The sequence below is a fragment of the Pseudoalteromonas sp. KG3 genome, assembly GCF_030436385.1.
Taxonomy (GTDB): Bacteria; Pseudomonadota; Gammaproteobacteria; order Enterobacterales; family Alteromonadaceae; genus Pseudoalteromonas; species Pseudoalteromonas prydzensis.
The window spans coordinates 167,186-188,806 of sequence record NZ_CP098524.1 but is presented as its reverse complement, the minus strand read 5'-3'; the positions used below and the strand labels follow the sequence as shown (position 1 = coordinate 188,806).

At 42.2% G+C, this 21,621-nt stretch carries 18 protein-coding genes, 1 pseudogene and 1 CRISPR repeat array; of the genes and pseudogenes, 6 read left to right on the top strand and 13 right to left on the bottom strand.

Annotated features, from left to right (window positions below):
• Positions 1-51: 51 nt before the first annotated feature.
• Positions 52-911, top strand: a pseudogene (locus NDQ71_RS24460) (Cache 3/Cache 2 fusion domain-containing protein); the annotation flags it as partial.
• A complete protein-coding gene (locus NDQ71_RS19330) occupies positions 888-1,874 on the top strand; it encodes a methyl-accepting chemotaxis protein (RefSeq protein WP_367318021.1) in 987 nt (328 codons plus the stop codon). The pseudogene NDQ71_RS24460 and the gene NDQ71_RS19330, both read left to right, overlap by 24 nt.
• A gap of 340 nt (positions 1,875-2,214) precedes the next feature.
• Here NDQ71_RS19330 and NDQ71_RS19325 read toward each other — a convergent pair whose 3' ends face one another.
• Positions 2,215-2,526, bottom strand: a complete 312-nt coding sequence (locus NDQ71_RS19325) for a hypothetical protein (protein WP_192541342.1) — start codon at positions 2,524-2,526, stop codon at positions 2,215-2,217.
• A 4-nt stretch (positions 2,527-2,530) separates the two neighbouring features.
• Entirely contained in the window at positions 2,531-3,340 is an 810-nt protein-coding gene (locus tag NDQ71_RS19320) for a TlpA disulfide reductase family protein (protein WP_192541341.1), read from the bottom strand.
• A gap of 206 nt (positions 3,341-3,546) precedes the next feature.
• Here NDQ71_RS19320 and NDQ71_RS19315 point away from each other — a divergent pair, with 206 nt between their 5' ends.
• Both NDQ71_RS19315 and NDQ71_RS19310 read left to right on the top strand, forming a co-directional pair.
• A complete protein-coding gene (locus NDQ71_RS19315) occupies positions 3,547-4,218 on the top strand; it encodes a response regulator transcription factor (protein ID WP_192541340.1) in 672 nt (223 codons plus the stop codon).
• Complete coding sequence (locus NDQ71_RS19310) at positions 4,218-5,525, top strand: ATP-binding protein (protein ID WP_192541339.1); 1,308 nt, start codon at positions 4,218-4,220, stop codon at positions 5,523-5,525. The genes NDQ71_RS19315 and NDQ71_RS19310 overlap by 1 nt, the downstream gene beginning before the upstream one ends.
• Before the next feature lie 58 nt (positions 5,526-5,583).
• Here NDQ71_RS19310 and NDQ71_RS19305 read toward each other — a convergent pair whose 3' ends face one another.
• From NDQ71_RS19305 to NDQ71_RS19275, 7 genes are all read right to left on the bottom strand, one after another.
• Positions 5,584-6,555 carry a calcium/sodium antiporter gene (locus NDQ71_RS19305; protein ID WP_192541338.1) on the bottom strand — a complete coding sequence of 324 codons (972 nt, stop codon included), beginning with the start codon at positions 6,553-6,555 and terminating at the stop codon, positions 5,584-5,586.
• A gap of 406 nt (positions 6,556-6,961) precedes the next feature.
• Positions 6,962-8,932 carry a family 43 glycosylhydrolase gene (locus tag NDQ71_RS19300; protein ID WP_192541337.1) on the bottom strand — a complete coding sequence of 657 codons (1,971 nt, stop codon included), beginning with the start codon at positions 8,930-8,932 and terminating at the stop codon, positions 6,962-6,964.
• 137 nt (positions 8,933-9,069) lie between these two features.
• Positions 9,070-10,137 (bottom strand): aldose epimerase family protein, encoded by a 1,068-nt coding sequence (locus tag NDQ71_RS19295; protein WP_225736544.1) that lies wholly within the window; start codon positions 10,135-10,137, stop codon positions 9,070-9,072.
• A gap of 216 nt (positions 10,138-10,353) precedes the next feature.
• The gene (locus NDQ71_RS19290) at positions 10,354-10,944 is read right to left on the bottom strand and encodes an HAD family phosphatase (RefSeq protein ID WP_064665183.1); all 591 of its coding nucleotides are present in this window, start codon (positions 10,942-10,944) and stop codon (positions 10,354-10,356) included.
• Between the two features lie 93 nt (positions 10,945-11,037).
• Positions 11,038-12,537 (bottom strand): L-arabinose isomerase, encoded by a 1,500-nt coding sequence (gene araA, locus NDQ71_RS19285; RefSeq protein ID WP_149980044.1) that lies wholly within the window; start codon positions 12,535-12,537, stop codon positions 11,038-11,040.
• Positions 12,538-12,559: 22 nt separating this feature from the next.
• The gene (locus tag NDQ71_RS19280; protein ID WP_301562955.1) at positions 12,560-13,261 is read right to left on the bottom strand and encodes an L-ribulose-5-phosphate 4-epimerase; all 702 of its coding nucleotides are present in this window, start codon (positions 13,259-13,261) and stop codon (positions 12,560-12,562) included.
• Positions 13,258-14,910, bottom strand: coding sequence for a ribulokinase (locus NDQ71_RS19275; protein ID WP_192541335.1), 1,653 nt, complete (start codon positions 14,908-14,910; stop codon positions 13,258-13,260). The genes NDQ71_RS19280 and NDQ71_RS19275 overlap by 4 nt, the downstream gene beginning before the upstream one ends.
• A gap of 238 nt (positions 14,911-15,148) precedes the next feature.
• On the opposite strand from NDQ71_RS19275, the gene tal reads away from it, so the two are divergent.
• The gene (gene tal / locus NDQ71_RS19270) at positions 15,149-16,102 is read left to right on the top strand and encodes a transaldolase (RefSeq protein WP_192541334.1); all 954 of its coding nucleotides are present in this window, start codon (positions 15,149-15,151) and stop codon (positions 16,100-16,102) included.
• 130 nt (positions 16,103-16,232) lie between these two features.
• Here tal and tkt read toward each other — a convergent pair whose 3' ends face one another.
• On the bottom strand, positions 16,233-18,233 hold the full coding sequence (gene tkt, locus NDQ71_RS19265) for a transketolase (RefSeq protein WP_301562954.1): 2,001 nt from the start codon (positions 18,231-18,233) through the stop codon (positions 16,233-16,235).
• Positions 18,234-18,436: 203 nt separating this feature from the next.
• Positions 18,437-18,961, bottom strand: coding sequence for a cytochrome b/b6 domain-containing protein (locus NDQ71_RS19260; protein WP_192543179.1), 525 nt, complete (start codon positions 18,959-18,961; stop codon positions 18,437-18,439).
• Positions 18,962-19,143: 182 nt separating this feature from the next.
• On the opposite strand from NDQ71_RS19260, the gene NDQ71_RS19255 reads away from it, so the two are divergent.
• The gene (locus NDQ71_RS19255) at positions 19,144-19,401 is read left to right on the top strand and encodes a DUF4879 domain-containing protein (RefSeq protein ID WP_301562953.1); all 258 of its coding nucleotides are present in this window, start codon (positions 19,144-19,146) and stop codon (positions 19,399-19,401) included.
• A 43-nt stretch (positions 19,402-19,444) separates the two neighbouring features.
• Here the strand turns inward: NDQ71_RS19255 and NDQ71_RS19250 are convergent, their stop codons facing one another.
• Complete coding sequence (locus tag NDQ71_RS19250; protein WP_192543180.1) at positions 19,445-19,882, bottom strand: hypothetical protein; 438 nt, start codon at positions 19,880-19,882, stop codon at positions 19,445-19,447.
• Positions 19,883-20,784: 902 nt separating this feature from the next.
• Positions 20,785-21,292: direct repeats of the CRISPR family, unit length 28 nt; unit sequence CACCTAAGCTGCCTGTGCGGCAGTGAAC.
• Positions 21,293-21,421: 129 nt separating this feature from the next.
• A complete protein-coding gene (locus tag NDQ71_RS19245) occupies positions 21,422-21,481 on the bottom strand; it encodes a hypothetical protein (protein ID WP_301563114.1) in 60 nt (19 codons plus the stop codon).
• Positions 21,482-21,621: the final 140 nt, after the last annotated feature.

The following is a 21,621-nucleotide window of genomic DNA, read 5'->3' as shown; positions in this document are numbered from 1 at the left end:
GTTTTTTTCACTATACTTAAATAAGCGCAATATCAACAAGTGGGTATTAATATGAGTTATAGAAACTGGCCTATTGCCAAACAGATTGGTGCACTGGCATTTTTGCTATCACTGTGTGTTTTTAGTATCGTTGGTGTTTCTTCCTATATGGTCGCCACCGCGATTTTCACCGATAAAAGTGAATCAGCCATTGAATCTGAAACCCATCAAATCGTTAACTTACTCGAACTGCAATACAACAGTCTGCTGGCAATAGCATCAAAAAACGCCGATGTTTTTAAAACCATGTACCCAGGTGACTTTCAGCTCTCAAATGAAAGAGTAACTGTGGTTAATCAGCAAGTGCCAGTACTATTACACAATAATGAAGCCGTAAATAATGACATGGCAGTCGTTGATCAGTATGCGGCACTCACACGAGGCAATGCTACTGTGTTCGTCAGAGATGGCGATGATTTTTCCGTATTGCGACTTCTTTAAAAAAATCGGACGGTCAACGAGCTGTAGGCACTTACTTAGGTAAAAAGCACCCTGGCTATCAAACCTTAATGGCAGGTGATACCTATCAAGGCTATGCCCAATTGTTTGGCAATGAATATATGACTGTGTATAAGCCAATTATGAATAACGCTAACAGAGTCATTGGTATTCTTTATATCGGTTTTAATATTAACGATTCAATGCGCTCTTTAAGGAAAACGGTCAATGCATTAGTTATGGAAGAAACAGGCCACGTGGCTATTTTTAATAATGCCAATAACACGGTTATTGTTGCCAAAAATGCAGAACCTAATGTAGAAGTGTCAAGTAGTTTACTTGAAGGGCTAACACCAGAACAAGTACACATGCATGCCCCATTGTTCTATACAAATACCGCAGGTAAGGCGATGTTTTCTTATAGCGAGCCAATTAAAGGCTGGAACTGGACCATACTCTCACGAGTAAATGCAAATGAACTAGCTGATGAAAGTATTCAGCTAATGACGGTCAATGCCATAGCATCTGTTGTTGGTATTGCTATGATAACGGCATTACTGTCATGGGTACTCGTGAAAACCCTCAAACCATTAAAGCAACTCACTAAAACAGTGGATAGACTGGGTAATGGCGACTTATCTGAGCAACTATCGGGCTCAGATAGACATAGTAACAATGAAGTTGATCAAATCACCGTCAGTGTCAGTGCTATGGCTGAAGAATTACGTAAGCTTATTTTTGCCCTGCAATCATCCATGGAACAACTTGAATCCCACGCAGTAAAAAGTCAAACCGAAGCGCAAACCAATGGTCAAGAAGCTCATGAAATGATGGCGCAAACAGCACAAATCGCCACTGCGATTGAGCAAATGTCATGTTCAATTAAAGATGTTGCAAACAACGCCAATGAAGGTGCTGAACGCACTGGACAAGTAGATAAAGATGCACAATCGGGCCGCTCACAGCTTAATCAAGTGATCGAAGATTTAATGCAACTTAGTGAACAACTCAATAGTAGCCATCAAGCGGTTGAACAAGTTAATTTGGCGAGTAATGAAATCAGTAAAGTCACTGAAGTGATTAATGCGATTGCAGAGCAAACTAACTTATTAGCGCTAAATGCAGCAAAGTCAGCAAATGAAGGTAAACAAACTGGAGAACAACTTAACTTGATCACCGCAAGCATCGGTGATTTAACCCGTTCTTCCAGTAATATAGCCGAAGCAACCGAGCAACAAAGTACCGTTGCTAATGAGATCACGCAAAACTTACACTTGATAAGCCAACTGGCCAAAGATGCTGAATCAAGAACAGAAGGAACAATTTATTCGGCTGATGAGTTGATTCAATTAGCAAATAAAATAAAACAGCAAATCAGCTTCTTTAAAGTTAAATAAACATACCAATGGCTACTTGTCATCTAAGTTCATGACGAGTAGTCCTGACCACTTTACAGCAATGAGGGCTGTGTTTTGTTGTTTAAGACGCCATGTAATACTAATGCTTTTTAATAAGTGGTCTAGACTTAGCTTTTCATATGTTATACCAATCGTGTTAAGTTGTTTTCTAAGATTGAAGCGCTCATTTCCTCTCATTGTCTTCTCTTTGTGTAAAATGGTTTTGTAAGCGAGTGGCTTGCCACCGCGAAAGATTTAAGTGATTTATTCACAAAGAGGTTAAGAGCCGCTTCGCTTAAAGAGTTAGATCATCAATTAAATATGAGGAGTGCAAACACGGCTAATCTTCAAGCGTTCCTAAAATATCTTCCATCGCAGCCTGTGGCGGTAAGCCCATCTGCATTTTCAACTGCCCAGCTTGGTTATGATAAAAAGTCGCAGGTGTTGCTCTTGCCCCCATAGCAGACATGATCTGATGATTCTGCTCTAGCTTGGCTCTAAGTTCTTCAGGTATTGTTGCTAAAGATTTTAAGGAATTAAAAGTTATGCCACTTTCAAACTTGTTAAATTCTCCCTCCGGGTTATCTGAACCAAGAATCGCAGCAACTAAATGAAATGGCACTAAAAATATTAAAAAAGCGAACTTATTCATAAAGCTACCTTATTTTTTGGATATTGTAATTGAGGCTCGCCTGCGACAACTCACCCATGTGGCTCTCCACCAGCCCACCTTGGGCATCATAAAACAATGTGGTGGGTAAGCCTGCTGAGCCTGACTCTCGACTGACCCTACTGGCAGGATCAAGAAACATATTCTGTAATGCCAACTGCTCAGAGTTAATGAACTGACGAACGGTTGCTTTACTCTCTCCTTGGTTTAAAAATATAAACACTACGTCGTCAGCGTATTTCTGTTGTGCACTTGCTAATACAGGCATTTCTCTGCGACACGGGGGACACCATGAGGCCCAAAAGTTAATAACTACAGGTTGACCTTTATAATCTGTTAAATCAATTTCTTGGCCCTGCATATTATGAACTTTGGCGCTGGGTAGCTCGATGCCCGTTTGATAGATCGCCAAACTAAAGGTCGGAATCGCCATCCCTAAAGCCGCTAACATCGCAGAAATAAAATAAACCTTGATGAGTTGCTTGTTCTTACGCGCATAAAATAGCAGCACGACACCACCACTCAGCCAACCATAAAAAGCGACAAAGCCACCATCGCTAATATTTATAATTTGCCATAAGTTAGCCTTGTAGGATTGCCACATTGTGATCACAAAAGCCACCCGTGCAGCGAAAAAGCCCACTATAATCGCCCTAGATACAGCGTCTAAGATTGCTTTTTGTTGAGGATTCTTGCGTGTTTGCAAATAGGTAAAACTCCAAAAAGCAAACAAGCCAACGAAAATAATTAACAGTGATAAGGGGATCACTAATGGCCCTAAAGAAATACTTAGCATTTATTTTATAATCCAATTGCGTATTGCCAGCCACTATAACTCACTTAGATTAAGTCAATATTAAGAATATAAATTATCAATCCTTTACTTGTTTTAGCTATTCATAGCGAGTTACTCTACTCACTTACGCGATTAACCATGCCGCTTTTCATTCATCATTAGTGACAATGCGAGCAAAATAATTTCACGCATAAAAGTAGGTAAAAATGTTCGTATTACTGGTTGAAGATGATGACATTATTGCCGATGCAATTAGCACGTTTTTAGCAAATGAAGGCATTGCATTAGAACATGTAAGGTCTATCAGCGGCGCTAAAAACATTATTGCTGCAAGTCAGTTTGATATAGCAATACTTGATTTAAATTTACCAGATGGCAATGGACTCAGTTGGTTAACCTGGTTACGTAAACAACAAAACGCTTTACCTGTATTAGTACTTACGGCCAGTAACACCATTGACGACAAAGTCGCGGGCCTAAAAAGTGGCGCAGATGACTATTTAGTTAAGCCGTTTGATCTAAGAGAATTGCTTGCCCGTTTATACAGTTTACAAAGACGAGCCAATGATCGATTAACAAATATACTCTCCCATGGACAGTTAAATTATGACCTTGAGCAACATAAGGCTCAGCTTAACGGTGAACATATAAGTCTCTCGCGCAGTGAGGATTTACTGTTAAAAACCCTGCTCAATAATCCGCAACGAATTTTATCGGAAAACCAATTAAAAAATGTACTGTATGGCACCTACGACGACGTATCTAGTAATGCATTGAATGTGCATATATTCAACTTGCGTAAAAAATTCGGTTCAAAAGCAATTGAAACAATCCGCAATTTTGGTTTTCGTTTAGGTCCCGCAGAGCAGTTTAAATAATGAGCTTACGCATACGTCTAACAATTTTAGTTGCCATCGTATTTATTGCCTTTTGGCTTATTGTCAGTATCTGGATGGTAGCGGGTTTAAATAATAAGCTAGAAAACAGCTTTGATAAACGTCTTGAATCCACCGCAATGATGCTGAGTAACATTTTAAGGCATGTCCCCCATGATTCACTTAAAGCTGGTGTACCAAACATAATTACAGAAAATGAAATTGGCACTGAAAAAGGGCTAACATGCCAAATTAGCTCTTTGCATGGTGCTATTCTTACAACCAGTAACAGTGGGCCTTTCCCAAATAACAACGCTTTTAGTGCTGGTTTCGATTATCTCACTAGCAACAACGCTCGTTGGCGGACATTTACTTTAATTACCAAGCAACGCAAGATCACCATAGCAGACAAGGTATCAGAGCGGCAGTCACTTTATTATGATTTATTAAAAAGCATACTTATTCCACCTACTCTGGCAATTTTCATTACGTTGGCGCTACTTTGGTTTGCCATTGGTAAAGGTATCCAACCCATAATGCAACTTACCACAGCCCTAAAAAAGCGCGGAAGTAATGATCTAGCCCCCATAGAGCTCACACAGCCTTCCAAAGAATTGCAGCCTCTGCTTGATAGCCAAAATGCCCTCATGGCGCGTTTAGAGCAAACCATAAAACGTGAAAAGCAATTTACCAGTAATGCTGCACATGAGCTGCGTACACCATTGGCAGGCATTTTATCGCAAACCCAAATTGCGCACTTGAGCACCGGCGATAAACAGCTACACGCGTTAGAACAAGTAGAATTAAGCTGCAAAAAATTAACGGCTATATTGGATAACTTACTTTTATTAGCCAATATTGATGCTGCGCCATTAATGCGCAGTAAAGAAAGTTACTCTATTGAGGCATTACTTAAAAGCATCATTCAAGAGCTCGCACCTAACGAAGAGCGCGTAGCTTATATGATACAAGGTGACGAATATACATCGGCGCTGCCACCTATGCTACTGGCTATTGTTGGTAAGAATCTGCTTGATAACGCGCTCAAATACAGCAAAAAAAATACACCGATTATTATTATCAGTGAAGTCACAGACGAGCATATTAGTCTTAGAGTCAGGAATGAAGCCACACTCCCAGCTGCGGATGTGCCATTAATGACAACTCGTTTTTGGCGAAAAGGAAATGCGCAAGGCGCAGGTCTAGGTTTATCCATCGTAGATACAATCGCGCAAAGTTATCATGGCTCGATAAAACTTCAGCAGCAAGATGAAATATTTACAGCCGAATTTACCATCCCTGCAGCTTAGCCCTCTAAATCATTAATATATGGCCCAATACAGACCGGCCATATACTAACCACTCGTATTAGCTTATTACTGACATCACTAACCAAATAGTGTAACCAATATAAGCGAGTAATAGCGCTGCGCCTTCAACTCGGTTGATCCGTCCCTGGCGACGAAAACCATATGCCATCATCAATAACGCAACCATCATTGCCATCATTACCAGCCAATCACGTGACAACACTTCGGGGGCGACTGAGGTTATCGGTGTGATCAGGCCTGCAATGCCCACAACAGCTAGAATATTAAACATATTTGAGCCAACTACATTACCAATTGCAATGTCATGCTCTCCTTTTCGCACCGCTATTATTGATGCCGCCAATTCCGGTAATGAAGTGCCCAATGCAACAATAGTCAACCCAATAACTAAGTCACTCACGCCCAAACTTTGGGCTATACTTACAGAGCCCCACACCAGTATTCGCGAACTAATAACCAATATAATAAGCCCAAATATAAGCCAGAAAATGGCTTTTCCTAATGTCATTTCGTGACTATGTAATGCTTGCTCAGTATCAGTTTCTAATGAGTCACCTTTATTGCTCATTGCCGAATAAATACTCCATGCGATTAAAACAAAAAAGCCTATCAGTAAGAGCACTGCATCAAAGCGTTCCAAAGCGCCATTCCACAGTAAAGCCCCAAAAAAAAGCCCGATAATCAACAACAGAGGGAGCTCTTTACGAACAATTTTAGAGTGCACAACAATAGGCGCAATTAGTGCTGTAACACCAAGGATCAGCCCTGTATTAACGATATTTGAACCCAGCGCATTGCCTAGTGCTAAATCAGGATTACCATCAACTGCCGCCATTGCCGACACCACCATTTCAGGTGCTGATGTACCAAACCCGACAATTACCATACCAATAAGCAGCGAAGGCATACCAGCATACTTAGCCGTAGCCGCCGCGCCATCAACAAATCTATCGGCGCTCCAGACTAACAATATAAAACCACCTAAAATAGCCAAGCTGGCGAGGATCATGATGATTCCTTAAGTAAAAAATAAATAATACTGGTTAGTTAGCACCAGCAATAAATCGCATTAAGCGACATAGTAAACAAGCATAACCGTTTTAACACTAAACCTTTATACGAGTTAATATTAACCAGTGATTATAATATCGCAAAGAGATTTGTGCTGATGCTAATGCAATAATTGGTGTGAAATAAGTAAACCTGAAAAATCTAGCCTCTGGACCACGCGAACAAACAGCAAACGCTGTCAGTAAATACAATGCAGATACAATTTAAGGGGCTTTTTTGCCTGCTTATTCCTTGTCTGTCTGGTTGTCAAAGTTTATAGCATAAACAAAAAAGCCACTACCTAAGTTAAGTAGTGGCTTGGTGAAAGTCGAACATGTTTCTTGGCCAGTTAACCTAAGCTCAGGTTAGTTAGGCTCACGGAGGTGGAAAATTTGGCACTTGTTACCTAAATCAGGTTGTTGCGCAAAATTAGTTTTATCTGCAAGGCCACAGTCACTTAATCCTAGTGCTTGCTTTGTATAGCGGTTGATCAACATCACGCCACCACCTGCAACAGGAGCAATACGCCATTGTGCTGTTTTAGTTTCGCACGACGCCATTTCAACATTGGCACCGGGTACTAAAGCATTGTTTGCCACCGCGGCGCAATAATCACTTTCAAGGTCTTGTTTTAGAGCAACGTAACCAGTATCTGTTGGTGCAAAAAACCACTGCTGGGCATCGCTATGAGTAAACGCTTGTTGCTCAACATTAGTGCCTGCTTTAACAGTACCTGCAACGCTCAACGCTTTACCGCTTTGTTGACTCATTACTGCCACGCTGCCAACTGGCTGTAATTGCCAGTCACCACATGCCGTGTCTTTGCCTTGCTGTAACACTGCTTGATTTTGTGCAGCTGAACACCCTGCTACGGCTAATGGTTTTTCAGTGTAGCGGTTCGTAATGGTGACATTTCCATCAGTACTTGGGGCAACTTTCCATTGTTGGCAGAAGTTGTTACGCCAAGCAGCAGATTGCGTTTTCGCATTATCAGCATCGCTACAATTAGCCAACTCTAAAAACTTGCTGTCTTCGCGATTTGCTAAACGGACAAAGCCATCTGTAGTGGCATCAATCACCCACTGACCATTGGTTGCAGCACATTGACGTTGCACAGCACGCGCATCTTGAGGATCGGCTGCAATGTCTAAACACAAACCGCTAGTTGCATTTACGAGGTTATAACGCTGACCTTGAACACGAGTAACCAGTGGTCCGTATTCGCCTGATGGCGGAGCTACTTCAACACCCGGTGTTACAGGTTTTGCAAAGTTTGGCGTGCCATCATCATGCCAAGTAAATTTTTGCGCACGTAAAGAACGTGTGGCACTACAACCATGTTCTACTGAGTCATTACCGTGATATACCAGCCAATCTTCACTGCCATCTGGAGAAGTGAAGAAACCATTGTGACCAGGGCCAAATACTTCAGTGGTACGTTCAAATACTGGTTGATCAAACTTTTTCCAGCTGTTTGCATCAAGCGGATCATCACCAACAAGTTCTAACATCCCTAACTTATAATCTGGCGTGTTACAAAAGCTTGCTGAGTAAGTCATAAACGTGCGACCGTTATGCTGCAGAATTTCAGCACCTTCAGTTACCTTACGTCCGCTGATCTCCCAATCAAGTTCAGGACGTGTGATCACAGTATGTGGCGTGCCTTTTTTCAGTGTCCATGGGTTTTCCATTTCAGCAATAATATTAAGCTGTTGATCGCCCTGCCACTGTGAATAAATAACATAGAGTTTATCTTTGTAGCTTAAATAGTTACCATCAATATTCCATACGTCAGGCATGAGCGCGCCCTTGTACTCATACGGGCCCATTGGGTCGTCACCAGCACTTTCTAATACATTAAGGTGTTGGTTATCTAATGTGCCATCAGTGCCGGCTGTGTACATCATGTACCAACGGTAGCCATCAGGGCCTTTAACACGATGAAATTCGAACGCCCAAAAGTTACAACAGCGAGCAGGATCGGTTGCTGACCATACATTTACTGGAGTTGCATCGGCAAGTCCGGCTAACGTCGGTGACTTACGCATCACCAATTCAGATGTCCATGTTGTTGTAGTCAGGTAATAGTTACCATCCCAGTACTCAAGCCATGGATCGGCACCATTTGGAAACAGTGGATTAGTGAACACGCCATCGTCTTGCGTGGGTGCTTTGGCGCTCGTAATTGGCGCCTTATCTGCTGTTTTTTGTGTGTCTGCGCTAGTTGTAGATTCACAACCACTAAGCGAGCTTAAAGACAAAGCGAATAAGCCTAACAGGCCTGTTGCTTTAGCGGTACGCTTTAGCTTAGTGCGCAACTGATGTTGTACATTCATTGTTGGTATCACCCTTAGTTATTATAACAAACCCACTATTGGGGTTTAATTTTATAGAAAGCTGTTTTGAGTCGCTTGCGCCGCAGTTGTTATCACTAAGGCTGCAAACAGCAGCCCTATTTGATTAACAACGTGCATTACTTAGTACCAAACTCATACACGATACGAGTTGAGTAAACCTCACCAGGGAGCAGTGTCGTGCTTGGGAATGTTGGCTGATTAGGCGCGTCTGGGAAGTGCTGTGGCTCTAAACAAAAACCACTTCTTAATTTATGTACTAAACCAGAGGCTTGTTTACTGCTGCCATCTAAAAAGTTGCCCGAGTAAAACTGTACCGCTGGCTCTTCTGTATACACAGTCAAGGTACGCCCTGAGCTTGGTTCATACACATTAGCAGCTTCAATCAAATCATGATTAGGCTTGTTTTTAAGCACAAAGTTATGGTCATAACCTTTGCCAAGCTTGAGCTGCTCATCATCGATATTAATATCTTTGCCAATCGCTTTTGGATTTCTAAAATCAAACGGCGTACCCGCCACTTGCATCAACTCACCCGTTGGGATCAAACCGCCATCAACTGGGGTAATTGCATTTGAGTTAATTTGCATTTGGTGATCAAGAATATCGCCCTTACCGGCTAAGTTAAAATAACTATGCTGGGTCATATTAATGATGGTTGGCTTATTAGTTTTTGCCACAAATTGCATATCTAGGGTATTTTTGTTGGTCAGTGTGTAGGTAACTTGTGTTGTAAGCTCGCCAGGGTAACCTTGGTCGCCATCAGGGCTCACTAAACTGAGTGTGACACCCGCACTGTTTTCTGTACTAAATGGCACCATGGTCCAGACTTTTTTATCAAAGCCCTGTACACCACCGTGCAAGTGGTTATCACCGTCATTTGTGGCTAACTGATAGTCGGTGCCATTTAAGCTAAATTTACCATTGGCAATACGGTTACCAAAGCGGCCAATGATCGCGCCAAAGTAAGTGGTTGCATTGGTATAATCTTCTAAGTTATCCAAGCCTAAAACAATGTTACCCATATTGCCATTGCTGTCTGGCGTTTCGATGCGCGTTATGATGCCACCATAATTGATCACATCAACGCTCACACCATTACTATTGGTTAGCGTTACTTGGTTGATCGGAGTTTGATCTGCAAGCTTGCCATAAGCGTGCAGTAATGCAGAAGGTGAATTGCTCATATTGTCTCCTTGGTGAGCACACGCGGGGGTTAAGGCAATTGAAAAGGACACTGCCACTGCAAAGATACCGCGAGAGAATTTTTTAATAGATGCTGACGACTGATGAACCGCTGTTAGGCGCTGAGTTACACATTGCAATGACATACCAATAACCTTTTTATAATTGTATTTATACTTTTATAATACAATACAGTAGTCAATTGCAAATTTATTCGCCTAAGTTTTTAATTGTATTTTGCCGTTTTTAACTAAAATACAGTCCATACCTGCCGCCGCCGCTGCCTGATAACCTATTTGCGTGTCTTCAAACACCACACAATGATTTGGCTGTATACCAATTTGTTTGGCAACCGTTAAAAAGGTTTCTGGGTGTGGTTTACCGTGACGAACATCACTGGCCGTGACTAACGCATCAATTTTATCGATTAACCCGGTATGAGTTAAATGATCAATGGCATGCTCGCGGTCTGCACCAGTACCTACACCAATTGGCATTTTGCCATGGTAATAATTTAATATATCGACTGTCTCAGTAATGATTTCTGGTTGCTGGTTTAAACCTAACCAAAATTGGTGTTTTTGCTGCGCAATTTCATCCGCATTATGGCTAAGGCCAAATTTTTCATTGAGAATATCAACGGTTGCAAGCGTTGGCACGCCACCTAAACCATACATGTAGTCGTAGTCAAACGGATAGCCAAAAGCTTGGCAGGTCAGCTCCCACGCTTGCAAATGTGCGCCCATCGAATCGATTAGCGTACCATCCATATCAAAAATAATGCCTTGGTATTTTGTTAGACTTAGCATTGTTACTCCTAAAATTAAAAGCCCACAATAGCATAAGCCAGCGCTAGGCTGGCTTATGAAAACAACATATTATTGTCTACTTGCGCTATAAAATTATAAGCCGCGCTTTAGCATGTAATACGCTGCATTATGGCGTAGTTCTGTTTTGAAACCACGGATGCTGGTATCAGCATCGATGATCATGGTTTCAACGCCAGCCATTTCAGCAAAATCAACAATCATATCTGTAGTGACCGCTTGGCTGTATGCAGTGTGGTGTGCACCACCAGCATGGATCCACGCAGCAGACGCTACTGAAAGGTTTGGCTTTGGTTCCCACAATGCTGACGCCACTGGTAAGTGTGGTAATTCAGCCGGTGGTGTTACCGTGTCTACTTCGTTAATTAAGATGCGGAAACGGTTACCCATATCAATTGGTGAAACGTTAATTGCCGCACCAGCTTTAGCAGTAAACAATAAACGACCTACATCACATTTCACACCAATTGTATGAGTGTGAACTTCTAGACGCGGTTTTTGCGCTGCAATTGATGGACACACTTCTAACATGTGAGCACCCAATACTTGGTCAGTATCACCCATGTTATAGGTGTAGTCTTCCATGAATGAACAACCGCCTTCACGGCCTTCACCCATTACTTTCATGATGCGAACCATAGCAGCTGTTTTCCAGTCGCCCTCGCCACCATAGCCGTAACCTTTCGCCATTAAGCGCTGCGTTGCAAGGCCCGGTAAACCTGATAAACCTGATAAATCTTCAAAACAGTTAGTGAATGCTTTAAAGCCACCTTTTTCTAAAAAGCGCTCCATACCAAGCTCTAAACGTGCTTCGTTGCGTAGCATCGATACTTTGTAATCATCTTGCAGCGTTTCATCGCTAATCACATAGTCAGTTTTGTATACTTCAAGCTGTGCATCTACTTCGGCATCAGTGACGGTATCAACAACTTTAACTAGCTCCGCTACGCCAAAGGCATGTACTTCATAACCAAAGGTGATTTGTGCTGATACTTTGTTACCTTCAGTAACCGCAACTTGACGCATGTTATCGCCAAAACGAGCCACTTTAAGTGTTTGGCTTTCAGCCCAACCTTTAGCTGCGCGACACCAATCATCAATTTGCTTTTGTACGTCAGCGCGTTGCCAATGACCTGCAACCACTTTACGCTCTTTACGCATCACTGTGCCGATAAAACCAAATTCACGGTCACCGTGGGCACTTTGGTGGGTATTCATGTAGTTCATATCAATATCAGCCCACGGTAGCGCGGCATTGAATTGCGTATGAAGGTGTAACCATGGTTTACGTAACTCGTTTAATCCAGCAATCCACATTTTCGCTGGTGAGAACGTATGCATCCATAATACTAAACCCACACAGTTAGGATCGGTGTTGGCTGCTTGGCACACGGCATGAATTTCTTCAGGCGTTTTCACCGTTGGCTTACACACTAAGTTAACTGGTAAATTAGCTTCGCTATTTAAACCAGCCACAATTGCAGCGCTATTATCTGCAACGGTATTTAACACTTTTGGGCCATATAAATGTTGTGACCCAGTTACAAACCAAACTTCTTTCATTGACGACGGCATATATAAATTCCTCTTGTACTTGTTAGCCACGGTTACTTTGGCCGTAGTAGGCATCTTTACCGTGTTTTCTTAAATAATGTTTATCCATCACAGACTTCTTAAGTGCACCGGCATTTTGATCTAAGGTGCGAGTTAAGTAAGCCATGCGAGCAATTTCTTCTAGTAGTGCAGCGTGATACACAGACTGCGCAGCATCTTTACCCCAAGTAAACGGTGCATGTCCTGCCACAATCACCATAGGTGCCGCTTTCGGATCACGGTCTTTATAAGCATCGGTAATTTGAATACCGGTCTCAAGCTCATAATCACCATTTACTTGCGCATCAGTAAGCTCGCGGGTGCAGGTAATGTCACCGTGCACATAATCAGCGTGTGTAGTACCAAAACAAGGAATGCTCTGCTTTGCTTGTGCCCATGCAGTGGCATACGTTGAATGAGTATGCGTTACGCCACCAATGTCATTAAAATGACGATACAAATGAATATGGGTTTTGGTATCAGAAGACGGCCGCATGCTGCCCTCAACGATGTTGTTTTCTAAATCAACAATCACCATGTCTTCTGCTTTCATTTGGTCATACGATACACCACTTGGTTTAATCGCAATCACGCCTTTGTCGCGGTCGATTTGCGATACATTACCAAAGGTATAAATCACCAAACCACGACGTTGTAATTCCATATTTGCTTCGAATACTTCGCGCTTTAATTCTGTGTAGTTCATGCTTTTGCTCCATCAACATACTGTGCTAACGCTTGATAGTTAGCATAGAGTTCGTTATAAACCGCAACCCGCTCTGGGTTAGGTAAATACTGATGACATACAGCAGAAGCCATAACTTGCTGAGCATCCGCCACTGTTGCATATTCGCCCGCTGCCACAGCAGCCATAATTGCAGCACCAAGCGCACAGCTTTGCTCGCTTTCAAGTACGTCAATTGGGCAGTTCCATACATCAGCACAAGTTTGCATTACGTAATCAGATTTTTTCGAAATACCGCCAATCACAACCACTGACTCAATCGGTACGCCTTCACTTTGAAAACGCTCAGTAATGGCGCGTGCGCCAAAGGCCGTCGCCTCAACTAATGCTTTAAAGAACTGCGGCGCATCAGTGCCCATTTTCATGCCCGTCATGGCCATTGCTACGCTTTGATCAGCATCAGGAGTGCGACGACCGTTGACCCAGTCAAGTGCCGTTACATCGGTATTTTTAACCGGTAACGCACTGGCAGCTTTTGATAAATCAACTAAAATTGAGTCTTCAATTTTGTTGATCAAGCTTTGTTCAACGTCGTTTAAATTTGTTAATTGGCGAGTCGGCCATAGCATCAGGTTTTTAAACCATGCATATAAATCACCAAATGCAGATTGACCCGCTTCAAGGCCAATCATGCCTGGAATAACCGAGCCATCAACCTGACCACAGATACCTTTTACGCAGGTATCGCCAAGTTGTTGTTTTGAAGTAACGGTAATATCACAGGTAGAAGTACCCATTACTTTAGTCAGTACGCCTGGGCGCACATTAGCGGCAACTGCGCCCATGTGACAGTCAAAAGCACCGTAACCTACAACGACGCTCTGTGGTAAACCCAGTTTCTCAGCCCATTGCGCTGTTAATTTACCCGCTACTTGGTCACTCGGTTGAGTTGTTGCATTAAGCGTATCAACCACACCATCTAATAATGGGTCAATTTTGCTGAAGAAACTATTTGGTGGGAAACCACCCCATTGCTCATTCCACATTTGTTTGTGGCCTGTAGCACAACGACCCAGCGTTAATACTTCAGGGTGTGTGGTGCCACACATTAAAGCCGTCATCCAGTCACAATGCTCTACCCACGAGTAAGTAGCGGCTTTTACAGCGGCGTCATCTCTGAAGATATGCAGTGCTTTAGCCCAGTACCATTCTGATGAATAGATACCGCCCATATGTGAAAGATAATTAACCTCGTTATTGGTCGCGGCTTTGGTGATCTCATTCGCTTCTTTAATCGACGTATGGTCTTTCCAAAGAATGAACATAGCATTTGGATTTTCAGCAAATTCTTCCGTCAGCGCTAAAGGTGTGCCTTGGCTATTAATCGCCACTGGCGTTGAACCTGTGGTGTCAAAGCTCATACCAACAACGTTATCTGCAGTACCTGCTGGCACTTGTTGCCATAGACCATTTACAACCTCAATTAAGCTGTCGATATAATCTTGTGGGTGCTGGCGAAACTGGTCTTTACTCGGATCACAATATAAGCCTTGTGCCCAACGCGGATAATTTACTAAATGGCTAGCCAGCTCTTTACCTGTGGTAACATCAACAAGCAGTGCTCTTACTGAATCAGAGCCATAATCTAAGCCCAATGTATAACGAGACATAAATACCTTTCACTAATTGGATACTAACAATGTTAGTCATTACTGTTATTTGTATGATAATATCAATAATGACAGATTGTAAAGGTATTATAAAAATATTATTAACAGATTAATTCTGAAATATTCGTGACACCTGTGCCCTTTAAACTAATGTTTTGCACTTATAAAGGGCTTAAACCATGTCACAAGCAATGCTAAAAGCCGTTAATTTATTTTGTATGATGAAAATAGGATGTCTATGTCTAGCCAATTAGAACAATTAAAAACCATGACCACTGTGGTTGCTGATACCGGTGATTTTGAAGCAATCGATCAATATAAGCCGCAAGATGCCACTACAAATCCATCGTTATTGCTCAATGCGATTAAAATTGAAAAATACCGTCCACTGGCTGTTGAAGCCGTTGCTTGGGCTAAGCAACAAACCAATGACAATGCACAAGTGATCAGTAAAGCCGCAGATAAGTTATCAGTATTAATTGGTGCAAACTTAATGGCACAAGTGCCTGGTTTAGTCTCAACTGAGGTCGATGCGCGCTTATCATTTGATACGCAAGCAACTATTAATAAAGCGCTTGAGTTGGTTGCGCTATATAAAGAGCAAGACATTGACACTTCACGGGTGTTGATCAAAGTAGCGTCAACATGGGAAGGTATTCAAGCGGCAAAAGTACTTGAGCAACAAGGTATTCGTTGTAACTTAACGCTGGTATTCGCGTTTGCTCAAGCACGTGCTTGTGCTGAAGCCGGTGCTTACCTAATTTCACCATTTGTTGGTCGAATTCTTGATTGGTATAAAGCCAATAATGCTGATACTGATTTTAGTGGTGCTAACGATCCGGGCGTGCAATCAGTTACGCACATTTATGACTTTTTCAAAAAGCATGATTATAAAACCATCGTTATGGGCGCAAGTTTCAGAAACATCAACGAAATTCAACTACTAGCAGGCTGCGATAGACTAACTATCAGCCCAGGTCTATTGTCTGAGCTGGCAGCAACCGATGCGCCTTTAGAACGTCAACTTACTCATACAACTGAAACAGTTGCGGCGCCTGCGCCTATGAGTGAGCAAGCTTTCCGCTGGGAAATGAACCAAGATGCAATGGCAACAGATAAACTAAGCCAAGGCATTCGTCAGTTTGCAATTGACCAAGAAAAGCTTGAAGCCATTTTAGCTGAGCTTGTCTAAATCATTAACTAAATTGGGCTCTTGATGATCAATCATTATCAAGAGCTCAAATTAAAGACATAAAAAAGCCCGCTGATTTAATTAAATCAGCGGGCTTTTTGTTCAGGTAAATATCTTAACCTTAAGTTACTTAAGCGTTTAGTAACGCATTTGCCTTAGCAACTAAGTTCTCAACGGTAAAACCAAAATGCTCAAGCAATACAGCACCCGGAGCTGACTCACCAAAAGTAGTCATGCCTAATACATCGCCATCTTGGCCAACGTATTTATACCAAAAATCACTGTGCGCAGCTTCTACGGCAATTTTAGCAACGCCCGCAGGTAATACACTTTGGCGGTAAGCTTTATCTTGCAAGTCAAACTGATTGGTTGATGGCATAGAAACAACGCGAACTTGCTTGCCTTGAGCTGTTAGTTCAGCTGCTGCATTCACCGCTAATTCAACTTCAGAGCCAGTCGCCATTAGAATAAGTTCTGGCGTTTGCTCCGATTCAACTAAGGTATAGCCACCTTTTGCAACATTGGCTAATTGCTCTTTTGCACGTGGCATTGCTTTAGTGCCTTGGCGACTAAAGATCAACGCACTAGGCCCTGCTTCATTGATCAGAGCTTGACGCCATGCAACGGCAGTTTCAACCTCATCACATGGGCGCCAAGTAGTCATGTTAGGCGTCATACGCAGGTTGGCAATTTGTTCAATCGGCTGATGAGTTGGGCCATCTTCACCTTGACCAATTGAATCATGGGTGTACACAAAAATGCTGTGTGCTTTCATCAATGCCGCCATACGCACTGCGTTACGAGCGTATTCCATAAACATTAGGAAGGTTGCACCAAACGGAATAAATCCACCATGTAGCGCAATACCATTCATAATCGCGCTCATGCCAAACTCGCGTACGCCATAAAATACATAGTTACCGGCAGCGTCATCTTGCAAGCCTTTGGCGTCAGGCCATAAGGTTAAATTTGACCCTGCTAAATCGGCTGAACCACCCATTAGCTCCGGCAAGTGCTCAGCGAAGAAGGTAATGGCATTTTGTGATGACTTACGTGTTGCAATGTTTTGCATATCGTCTTGGCATTTTGCAATGTATTGATCAGCAATTTCTGCAAAGTTGCTCGGTAATGATTTAGCTGTTACACGACGATTAAACTCTTTACTTAGCTCTGGGTGCGCTTTGCTGTATGCTGCAAACGTTTGTTGCCAAGCACTTTCTAAGTCTTGACCTTTAGCTTGCGTGTTCCACTCATTATATACATCTTGTGGAATTTCAAATGCTGGATGTGGCCAATTTAGTTGCTCACGAACCGCAGCAATTTCATCATTACCTAGTGGTGAACCATGACAATCGTGACTACCTGATTTATTAGGTGAGCCGAAACCAATCACTGTTTTACAACAAATAAGCGTCGGTTGCTCAGGGTTCGCTTGCGCTGCTTCAATTGCACTGGCAATCGCGGCCATGTCGTGGCCATCAACACCACGAATAACTTGCCAACCGTATGATTCAAAACGCTTTGGCGTATCGTCAGTAAACCAGCCTTCTACTTCACCATCAATTGAGATGCCATTGTCATCCCAAAAAGCAATCAGTTTGCCTAACTTTAAAGTACCGGCTAATGAACATGCTTCGTGAGAAATACCTTCCATCAAACAACCATCGCCTAAAAAGCAATAAGTAAAGTGATCAACGATATCAAAATGAGGCTTATTAAATTGCGCTGCTAAGGTTTTTTCAGCAATTGCCATACCTACCGCATTAGCAATACCGGCCCCGAGTGGCCCTGTTGTTGTTTCAACCCCAGGTGTATAACCGTACTCTGGGTGACCAGGCGTTTTTGAATGTAATTGGCGAAACTGCTTGATGTCTTCAATGCTAACGTCATAACCACTTAGGTGTAATAACGCATATTGCAACATTGAACCATGGCCATTTGACAATACAAAACGGTCGCGGTTAACCCAATTAGGGTTAGATGGGTTGTGGCGATGAAAGTTTTGCCAAAGTACCGCGGCAATATCGGCCATTCCCATTGGCGCACCGGGGTGGCCAGAGTTAGCTTTTTGAACGGCATCGACAGCAAGCATGCGGATTGCATTTGCAGATTGAGAACTGGGCAGAGTCATCTTTTCCTACCCTGTTAATATTATATTATAAATAATATCTCAAAATGTAATATAAATAGCAATCAGAAATCACCCAAACTCGCTAAAAACTGCATATTAGGCAGCCTAATATGCAGTTTTCCTAGTTATTTTTATAGAGCTTAACTATTTTTTGCACAAAGAGCAGACTATGAGAGTTTGCTGCGAACAAGCAACGAGCTCATTCAGCCTAACATACGCTGTAATAAACCATCTTTTTTTATAAACTGGTGTACAAATGCCATCACTATATGACCTGCAATAAGTACAAGCAAAGTCCATGCAATATAAGGATGTAACCCCCCTATACTGGCAAGCCATGCAATACCATCACTTTTTGCAACTAGTTGCACACCAAACACGGTTAAGCCATAGCCTTTACCCACCATGTAGGCAAGACCAGTCACAGGCATTAACAGCATTCCTAAATATAATAGCCCATGCCCTACTTTTACAAAAACAGCCAACTGTTCGTCCGCAGGCGGTCGATTTGCACGCTGTGAAATAAACCAGCCAAGGCGCCCAATAATAAGTACCAGCAGTAATACACCAATCGATATATGCCAGGGCACAAGCACTTGACCTACCCAATGCTCGCCCTCATTAATACGATCAAATAGCTTTAACATTTGCCAAAAAATAAGCACTGTCATTACCCAATGAAAAAACCGTGAGACCGCGCCATATTTTTCTTGCGAGTCATAAAGCATAACACCCTCCATTATTTACCTACACTTCATTCAAGATAGCCTGCTTCCGTGTTTTTAGCACCTAACAGAGCAGCACAAAAAGTAAATGAGAGTAAATGAGAAGACAAAAGGTAACGAGCTGCGGCTTATCCTAGCGCCAGTTCCTACGATAGTAACAGGTGCATCTTGGTAGCTTGGTGTTTATGAATGTAGGCGTAGAGCTTGCTCACGCGAAAGCGAAGCTTTTAAATTGTAGGTCGTGCTTTAGCGCGAAAAATGTAATCCTGCCTGTTTGTGTGACTAGTAGTAATTACACATGGCCTTGTACCGCTGGGCAAACTGTCGTGGGTTTCCTCAATGAATACATTATCGATGGTCATCAAAACGGATTATTCAAATACCAAAATACTTCGACTAATTCGCCATGGAATACTATGTCAGTCCAGATCAGTATTCTTTGATTTATTAATGATGTAGGCCAGACTGTCTGGCCTTTTTATATTTCTAAATATGAATATTAACACCAGTACTTTTGTCTTGCATGATAGACATAGCGGATTCTAACATCTTCAAAGTAGCCTCGTCATTGCGTGACAGTGCGCCTTGGATGCCATCACGCGTTTTTTGAATGAAGTTATATCGTGTTTCATCACTGTGTGTACCTGCCAGCTCTCCTCCATTTACGGGTATTTTCATAGTCATAGCCATGAAAGGCCTGCCGTCATCGAGAGACATTTCTCCATTGCGGATTTGAGTGTTGGCCCAGTCCCGCATTTCTTGGCGGGTCATACTGGTGAAATTCGCCTGTTTTGTGCTGCTGTCAGTCTTATTATTGTCTGTTTGTGCTGCTGTTAATGCAGCCGAAAATGACGTTGAGGCCTCTGTTGAAGGCTTGGTACGCTGGTTCTCATGAAAATAATGTACGTTTGCATCAACTCGCATCGGTTCTTTTCCTTAGTGTGATCGTATGAGTGATATTAACTGCAAAACCTGCGCCATAATTATACACTTATAGTCTATTGAAAACGCCTTTAAAAAGTTTATTTAAATTAAGTTGTTGAAGGTAATTCATCGTAAAGTGAAAGGCTTAATACAGAGGTGTTGGACGGCAAAGATTTTCCGGTAACTGGAATATTTACTAATAGGCTTGGCTCGTAGGCCTTAAATTATTCAGGATAAAGCCTAATAAAAGAAGGTTTTTAAATAAGCAATATTAAAGTGAAATATTGGGAGCGAGGTTGATACAAAAATGAGGGATATAGAAATGAATATCCATTTCAATTTTTTGAGTTCTTTTAGGTGATTGGCATTTTTAATGCGATTCATTTAGTCGATGAATATTTAGTTCAACTTCGCGTACGGTCTCCTAAAAGATGTGCGCTAATTTTCAATACTATCAACATAGCTTTTTAAGTTTCTCTCCGTCGTTAGTATGTGGGTACCAACGTTCTGAACTCCAAATAAACCACGGTGTTAACAATCCATCCATGGAGCTTGGTTACATCGGTCATTGCCTAAATGGATTTAGGTACTTAGATTTTGTCGGGAACAAAAATCTGCCATGACCTCACTTCTTCAGGCTGCACTCTTTACTAGATATGTCGTTTACTTTAGGCATCCTGCCCTTCGCCATAAAGATCTGCTTCGCAGCTCAAAAATATTCCCGATATTTTTGTCACTCCCTCGTCACCTAAACTGCCTGTGTTGTAGGTCGTGCTTTAGCGCGAAAGTGACTTAATTTAAAAATAATCTTCTGTGTCAAGAATCCATCCATGGAGCTTGGTCACATCGGTCATCCATGACCTCACTTCCTCAGGCTGCGAAACTCCGTTTCGGTCCCTCGTCACCTAAGCTGCCTGTGCGGCAGTGAACTAGGTATTAACCCAGAAAAAGTAAGAGCGTTTCACCTAAGCTGCCTGTGCGGCAGTGAACTAGTATGATTTGCAAACTGCACCCAATCACCACACCTAAGCTGCCTGTGCGGCAGTGAACATTTCTTTAGCTTTAGAAGTAACGCTATCTTCCACCTAAGCTGCCTGTGCGGCAGTGAACAAACCATCAGTTTCTCAAGAAGAATCGCTGATCACCTAAGCTGCCTGTGCGGCAGTGAACGATCGGTTGTAATATGTTGAATAGCTCTAAACCACCTAAGCTGCCTGTGCGGCAGTGAACATGACAGCACCCTCGAATACCATATGATGGAACACCTAAGCTGCCTGTGCGGCAGTGAACAGAGTCTATCTATACATGATAGAAAAACATGACACCTAAGCTGCCTGTGCGGCAGTGAACAATCAAGTTACGTTTACAGCGCCAATGGTAAACACCTAAGCTGCCTGTGCGGCAGTGAACATAGAATACCAGCATAAAAGTAAGTTACAACAAGGCATTAGGTGAAATATTGCTATTTTACCTTATAAAAAACGACATATTATAACTTGTTGTTTTTATATTATATTTTTAAAGATCAAAAATAAAGGGTTAAAACCAAGGTATCGTGGCGACTTTACTTAATCCATATGAATCAAACTTACCATCAATAGGTTTATCTTTTAAACTACTAAACGCAAAGAATTACACATGCTTTTTGTGCGCATCTTAAAAAAACATGGCCATAATATTGCTATCGCAATCAACTTACCGACATACTTTGTCACGATTTTTCACTAGGTGAGCTTGCA